General features: G+C 53.8%; 1 pseudogene. It reads left to right on the top strand.

Going from position 1 to position 288, the window contains the following annotated elements:
• Positions 1-15: 15 nt before the first annotated feature.
• A pseudogene (gene glmU / locus J4G32_RS21060) lies at positions 16-288 on the top strand (bifunctional UDP-N-acetylglucosamine diphosphorylase/glucosamine-1-phosphate N-acetyltransferase GlmU); the annotation flags it as partial.

Genomic DNA, 288 nt, shown 5'->3' with positions numbered 1-288 from the left:
CATTGTGGAATGGATGTGGAAATTGACGCTAACGTTATCATCGAAGGTTATGTAACGCTCGGTCACCGCGTGAAAATCGGCGCGGGCTGCATTATTAAAAACAGCGTTATTGGCGATGACTGCGAAATTAGCCCATACAGCGTGGTGGAAGATGCGCATCTGGAAGCGGCCTGCACCATCGGTCCGTTTGCTCGCCTGCGTCCCGGCGCGGAGCTGTTAGCGGGCGCTCACGTCGGCAATTTCGTTGAGATGAAAAAAGCGCGTCTGGGTAAAGGTTCTAAAGCCGGC

This window comes from Microvirga antarctica (assembly GCF_017921815.1).
Lineage (GTDB): Bacteria > Pseudomonadota > Alphaproteobacteria > Rhizobiales > Beijerinckiaceae > Microvirga > Microvirga antarctica.
The sequence above is the reverse complement of the archived record's forward strand: the minus strand, read 5'-3'. Positions and strand labels throughout refer to the sequence as shown.